Origin of the sequence: Bradyrhizobium sp. (assembly GCF_049798375.1) — a bacterium.
Taxonomy (GTDB): domain Bacteria; phylum Pseudomonadota; class Alphaproteobacteria; order Rhizobiales; family Xanthobacteraceae; genus Bradyrhizobium.
The window spans coordinates 1-6,191 of the sequence record NZ_JBARGP010000739.1; the positions used below are offsets into that span (position 1 = coordinate 1).

General features: G+C 62.5%; 4 protein-coding genes. 2 read left to right on the forward strand and 2 right to left on the reverse strand.

Annotated elements, in window-relative coordinates; translation table 11 throughout:
- The first annotated feature begins 217 nt into the window (after nt 1-217).
- Both WA702_RS28495 and WA702_RS28500 read left to right on the forward strand, forming a co-directional pair.
- A complete protein-coding gene (locus tag WA702_RS28495) occupies nt 218-1,393 on the forward strand; it encodes an IS481 family transposase (RefSeq protein ID WP_425113879.1) in 1,176 nt (391 codons plus the stop codon).
- A 246-nt stretch (nt 1,394-1,639) separates the two neighbouring features.
- Complete coding sequence (locus WA702_RS28500; RefSeq protein ID WP_425113880.1) at nt 1,640-2,695, forward strand: hypothetical protein; 1,056 nt, start codon at nt 1,640-1,642, stop codon at nt 2,693-2,695.
- 1,064 nt (nt 2,696-3,759) lie between these two features.
- On the opposite strand, the gene WA702_RS28505 is transcribed toward WA702_RS28500, so the two are convergent.
- A complete protein-coding gene (locus WA702_RS28505) occupies nt 3,760-5,103 on the reverse strand; it encodes a malonyl-CoA decarboxylase (RefSeq protein WP_425113881.1) in 1,344 nt (447 codons plus the stop codon).
- Nucleotides 5,104-5,188: 85 nt separating this feature from the next.
- Entirely contained in the window at nt 5,189-6,031 is an 843-nt protein-coding gene (locus WA702_RS28510) for a helix-turn-helix domain-containing protein (protein WP_425113882.1), read from the reverse strand.
- Nucleotides 6,032-6,191: the final 160 nt, after the last annotated feature.

Below are 6,191 nucleotides of genomic sequence, written 5' to 3' on the forward strand. Positions count from 1 at the left end.
CCATCGTCGCGGGCCAGGTAACGCGCCGCGGCGGCAAGGCCACCGGCGCGCGCCCGGGACGGCTGATCAGGGGCGCGCAGGCAGATGTGAATTGACGTTGCTCTTTCCGCTGTCATCGCCCGTGAAGTGTATGGCCCGGAGACATCCCTTACAGGTGTTCGGAGACATAGCTGACACATCAAACTGAGCTGGATAGGTCCGAATCGGGAGGCCGTCCATGCCTTGGAACAAGGTGTCAGTCATGGAGCAGCGACAGGAATTTGTACGGCTTGCGTTGCAGGAAGGAGCGAATCGGCGGCAGCTGTGTCGGCGGTTCGGCATCAGTCCTGACGTCGGGTACAAATTGATAAAGCGTTGGAAGACGGGCGACCATGAGCTGGCCGATCAGTCCCGTCGTCCGAAGCGGACGCCGAGGCGCAGTGCAGCGTCAGTGGAAGCACAGGTTTTGGCCGTGCGCGACAAGCATTCGGCCTGGGGGGCGCGCAAGATTGTCCATTGCCTGAAACGGGACGGGGTGGCATCGCCGGCTCAATCGACCGTGCATCAAATCCTGTGCCGGAACGGTCGTGTCGAGCCGAGCAAGAATGCACCGCCAAATCCGGGCCATCGTTTCGAGAAGGAAGCGCCCAATCTGCTGTGGCAGATGGACTTCAAGGGACACCGTGCGCTCGCCGATGGATCGCGATGCCATCCGCTGACGATTGTCGATGATTACTCGCGCTACGCCGTGTGCCTGCAGGCTTGCATCAACGAGCAGCGCGCTATCGTGCAGGAGCATCTGACGGCCACGTTCCAACGCTATGGCCTGCCGGAGGCCTTCTACACCGACAACGGTTCGCCCTGGGGCGATACGTCCGGCGTGCACTGGACCGGGTTGAAGGTATGGCTGCTCAAGCTCGGCATTCGCGTCATCCATGCCAGACCGTGTCATCCGCAGGCTCGCGGCAAGAACGAACGCTTCCACCGCACCATGGACGCGGAGGTGTTTGCCATGCACCGCTTCCGGACCCTCTCGGAAGTACAGCGCGCCTTCGATGACTGGCGCATGATCTACAATCACGAGCGCCCGCATCAGGGGCTCGACATGTGTGTTCCCGCCGATCGTTTCCGGCCCAGCTCCCGCACCATGCCAGAGCAGCTTCCGGAAATCGAATATGACAGCAGCGAGATGGTCCGAAGAGCCTCTTCGACCAGAGCATACATCTCCTTCAAGGGCCAGCTGTGGAAGGTCCCGCAGGCATTCGCTCGCGAACTCCTCGCAGTCCGGCCACTCGACCGCGACGGCCATTACGGGATTTTCTTCGCCAGCTGGCACGTCGCATCAATCGATTTGACGGACGGCAAAAGTGTCAGTGATGTGTCCGAACAGATGTCAGCTATGTCTCCGGGCTAAACAGAAGCAGGCGGACGATCCAGTATTCCGAAGGCGATCGTGATTGACCGAGATGCCGCGGCGTACTGGATCGCCCGGTCGGCGCCGGGCGATGACATTCTTGGGGATGGTATTTTAGTATTCATAATTGAGCGTCGCTCAAATATTTCTTGAACATTGCTCAAAATTCGATACACTCATCTCCAGTTCGCGATGACCGAGCGCGGGCAAGGCGCCCGTAGATTGCACACCATCAGGAGATGGCCCATGTCCTATTCGGAAAGTGATCTTCGCGCGGCGGCAGGCGCCGGCGTGATTGGCGAGACGGATTTGCAGCAGCTGCTCGCCTTCCTTTCGCAGGGCGTCGCGCAAAGCCGCGTCGCCCCGGCGGCCAAGTTCGATGCCGCGCATCTGCTCTGGTATGCCGGCGCGCTGATCGTGATCGGCGCCATGGGCCTGTTCTCGACGGTCGCGTTCTCCCAGATGGGCGGGCGGGCGCTCACCGGCTGCGCCGCCGTCTACGCGCTCGCGTTCGGCTTTGCCGGCGACCACCTCTGGCGCAAGGGTCTGCGCGTGCCGGGCGGCCTCTTGATCGCGATCGCGGTGTCGATGGCGCCCCTCGCGGTCTTCGGCATCCAGGACGAACTCGGGCTGTGGAGCCGCTTCGGCAAGCCCGGCACGGTTCACGATTTCTACATCTGGATCAAGGGCAGCTGGATTTTCATGGAGACCGCGGCCGTCCTCGCCGGCGCGCTCGCGCTGCGCTTTTATCGCGTGCCCTTCATCGTCGCCATCATCTCGGTCGCGCTGTGGTTCATGTCGATGGATCTGGCGCCCTGGATCATCGACATCACGCATTCCGATTTCGAGATGCGCCGACGGGTCTCGGTGTGGTTCGGCTTTGCCATCCTCGTGGTCGGCTGGATCGTCGACTGTCGCAGCCGCAACGGCGACTTTGCGTTCTGGCTGCATCTGTTCGGACTGCTCGCGTTCTGGGGCGGCATCACTGCCACGGATGGTGCGACCGAGCTCGGCCGTTTGCTCTATTGCCTGTTCAATGTCGGCCTGCTGGCGATTGCCGTGATCATCATGCGGCGCGCTTATGCCGTGTTCGGGACCTTCGGCATCATGCTCTATCTCGGCCACCTCGCCCACGTCGTGTTCAAGGACTCCCTGATGTTTCCGTTCGCGCTGTCCCTGATCGGCATCGCCGTCGTCGCGGCCGGCTTGGTCTATCACCGCAAGCAGGATGCGATTGCGGTCTGGCTGTCGGCGAACCTGCCAGCGGCGTTGCTGCGGCTGCGGCCGCAGAGCGCGAGCTAGAGCATGATCCGGAAAAGTGGAAACCGGTTTTCCGAAAAGATCATGCTCAAACAAAGAGATGAGATCACGATGCGATTCTGTGTAATCGCATCGTGATCTAAGTATGCGCTCTGCTGTCATTGCGAGCGTAAGCGAAGCAATCCAGAGATCACGCGGAAGATCTGGATTGCTTCCGCCGTCGCCCTTCGGGCTATGGCGGACAGGTCGTCGCTTGCGCTCCTCGCAATGACAGTTCGTGAGTCCTGCTAGGGGGCAAAGCGCGAATAACCTGCGCCGAAACGGCGATTTTCCGAAGCATCTCAAATGCGTCGGTCTGTTCAAGAGCTGCGGGCAAAAATATTCCGCTTATAATTTTCCGAAAATCAGTATTTATTATCTCATCCCGCCTCAATCGAAGAGGGACGTACGCGTCGTCACGAACGTCGGGTGCGGGATGCGGTGGCCGCTTCAATGCCGTTGGACGGACGGCAGCGACGCGGACGGTGAAATCGTGTGGTCCTGGCGTCCCGGTGCTGACGCCAAGTCCGCGTGCTCGACGAGCGCGCGGGCGACAGGGGCAAGAACGCCGGTCCCTGGGGAGAGCACGTATAAGCCGTAAAGCCATTGCGCAGGGAAGGCCGGTTATTGGCTGAACCTGTGGTTCTGCCGCGTGCTTTTTTGCTGCACGCGGACCATGGGTATCAGCGGATACCCGGTCTTCCCTGCGCCCTCTGATTTTGGAGGGGATGTCTTGGCAAAGCTCGGACGCTCATGCGCCGCGGGAAGGAAAGTCTATGCCGTCGCCATTGCGAGGAGCGGCGGCGACGACTTGTCCGCCATAGCCCGAAGGGCGACGGCGGAAGCAATCCAGAGTCGCGGCACGTGATTCTGGATTGCTTCGCTTCGCTCGCAATGACGATGTGGAGAGAGCGATGTCCCGGAATGACGAGGTGGAGAGAGGAGCCGTAGGGCGGGCAAAGCGACAGCGTGCCCACCATGATCAGAAAACAACAGCTTCGATTGAAAAGCGGTGGGCACGGCGCCGCGCGCCTTTGCCCACCCTACAGGCCTGCCCCTATCGATCGTTACGACAGCCGCATATCCAGCAGCCTGCGGCCTTCGGCCTTGAGCAGCTTCTTCACCGCGCTGGAGGCGACGACCTCGCCTTCATTGGCGTAGGCCTCGTGGTTCTTCTCGATGTCGTCGAGACGGTAGAGATAGTTGACCATGATGCCGGCGGATTCGCGCAAGCCCTTGGGCGAGAGATCGCCGAGCCAGTTGATGCGCTCGAGCCGGGCGCCGTTGCCGAGATGGAAGCGCGCGACGGGATCGTTCAGCTTGCCCTTCGACGTCCGGGCCTTCAGGAAGTAATAGGCGGCCAGCGGCTCCAGCACCGCGCGGAGCTGCGTCTCGGTCTCGGGGTTGGCGAACCAGTTCGGCTCGTCCAGCAGCTTGAGCACGGCGCGGTCGTCGTCACCGATCTCATTGGTCTGCTTCAGCCAGCCCGCGAAGTTCGGCACCGGCGACAGCGTGACGAAGGTGTCGAGCTTCGGCAACTCGCGGCGCAGCTCTTCCACGACCTGCTTGATCAGGAAATTGCCGAACGAGATGCCGCCGAGGCCGCGCTGGGTATTCGAGATCGAATAGAACGCGGCGGTGCGGGCGCGATCGATTGCGACCGGCTGGCGGTCGACCGCGAGCAGCGGCGCGATCGCCGATGGAATGGTCTCGGTCAGCGCCACCTCGACGAAGATCAGCGGGGCATCGGGCATCGCCGGATGGAAGAAGGCATAGCAGCGCCGGTCGACCGGATCGAGGCGGCGGCGCAGATCGTCCCAGTCATGGATCTCATGGACCGCCTCGTAACGGATGATCTGTTCGAGAATGTTGGCAGGCGTCGACCAGTCGATCCGGCGCAGCACGAGAAACCCCCTGTTGAACCAAGAGCCCAAGAGATGCACGACGTCGCGGTCGAGCGCGGCGAGTTCAGGATGGCCTTTCATCAATCCCAACAGATCGGTGCGCATCGCGACCAGTTCGCCGGTGCCGCCCGGCGCGCGGTTGAGGCGGCGGATCAGCTCCTGCCGGCGCGGCTCGGAGGCGAAATGCAGCGCGCTCGCGCCTTCGTCGGTCGGCTTGGCGCGCCAGCTCTCGATCGCGTTGGCAAGCTTGGCCGTGTCGGGGCCGAAATTATGCACCAATGCGGTGAAGAACGCCTGTCGTCCGTCGGCATCGAGATCGTGATAGCCGTCGAGCACGTCCCGCGCCATCGCGGTACCGGAGGCTTCGCCGGCGCCTGAGACCAGCGCCTCGCAAAGCTCGGCCAGCGTTTGGGCATCGTGCCGGGTGGCCGTATGCCCGCGCCCAAGAAGCGTGCGGCCGCGCTCGGAAATGGTGGAGAGCAGGTCGGTGAAAAAGGCGTTGGCCATCTGATGTTTCGTCGAATCCCCAGCTGATCGGCTAACATGACATTGATTTATGGCAAAGCTGGTCACAATCAAGCTTAAGGTTCGCTCAAGAGCGCGTTGGCACGCTCAGGGTGCGCGGGTGCCGCAGTTCGTCCTGTGCGGTAAATTCGGTCGGCGATTTGCCCGTGACCTGCCGGAAGGCATGCGAGAAAGCCGGCACGCTGGCGTAACCGAGGTCAGCGGCGAGCTGCTTGACCGAGCCGTGACGTCCACTCGTCAGCCGCTCGATCGCCGCTGCGATCCGCGCGCGCTGGCACCAGGACTTGAAGCTGAGCCTGGTCTCCGCGGCAAAGCGTCGCGACAGAGTTCGCGCCGAAGTGCCGACTTTTTCCGCCAGCGTCTCGATATCGAAGGCCGCCGCCGGCGCGGCCAGCACCATCTGGGCCGCGCGGCGGCAGCGCGGCTCCTGCGGCAGGGGGATGAAGGTCGCGGAATCGCGGGCATGGCGCATTTCCAGCATTATAAGCCTGATCAGGAGGCCGGCACGCGCAAGATCGTCGTCGCCGTCGAACAGCGCCGCGATCATTTCGCGCAGCAGCGGCGAGACGTGCACCACGAACTCCTGTTGCAGCCGCCGGCGCTGCCCATGCCTCGCCAGCCAGTCGAGATCGAAATAGAGCGTGCGCATCATGGTGTCGGCGAGCATGTCGATCGCATGCCCGAGCTTGGCCGGCACCCAGACGGCGCGATCCGGCGGCACCAGCCACAGCCCGTTCGGCGTCGTCACCTGCATGGTGCCGCTGGTCGCGTAGACGAGCTGGGCCTCGCGGTGCATGTGCGGATCGAGCCGGGTGCCGTGGCGGTAGCGGCGTGCGACCAGGTGCACGCCGGCCTCGATGATGCGGCGGTCCGGATGCAGCTCGCGGATTGGCGTCTCGACGATTGTCATTGGCGGCATCCCGTCAGAATGGCCCATTATAGTCGATTTCAAGACATTTGAGGAATCGCCACATGAACAGCCCGAGCCGCGTCATCGGCTTCGTCAATTCAGCCCATTTCATCGATCATTACGCGATGCTGATCTTCGCCGCCGCCGTCATCATCATGGG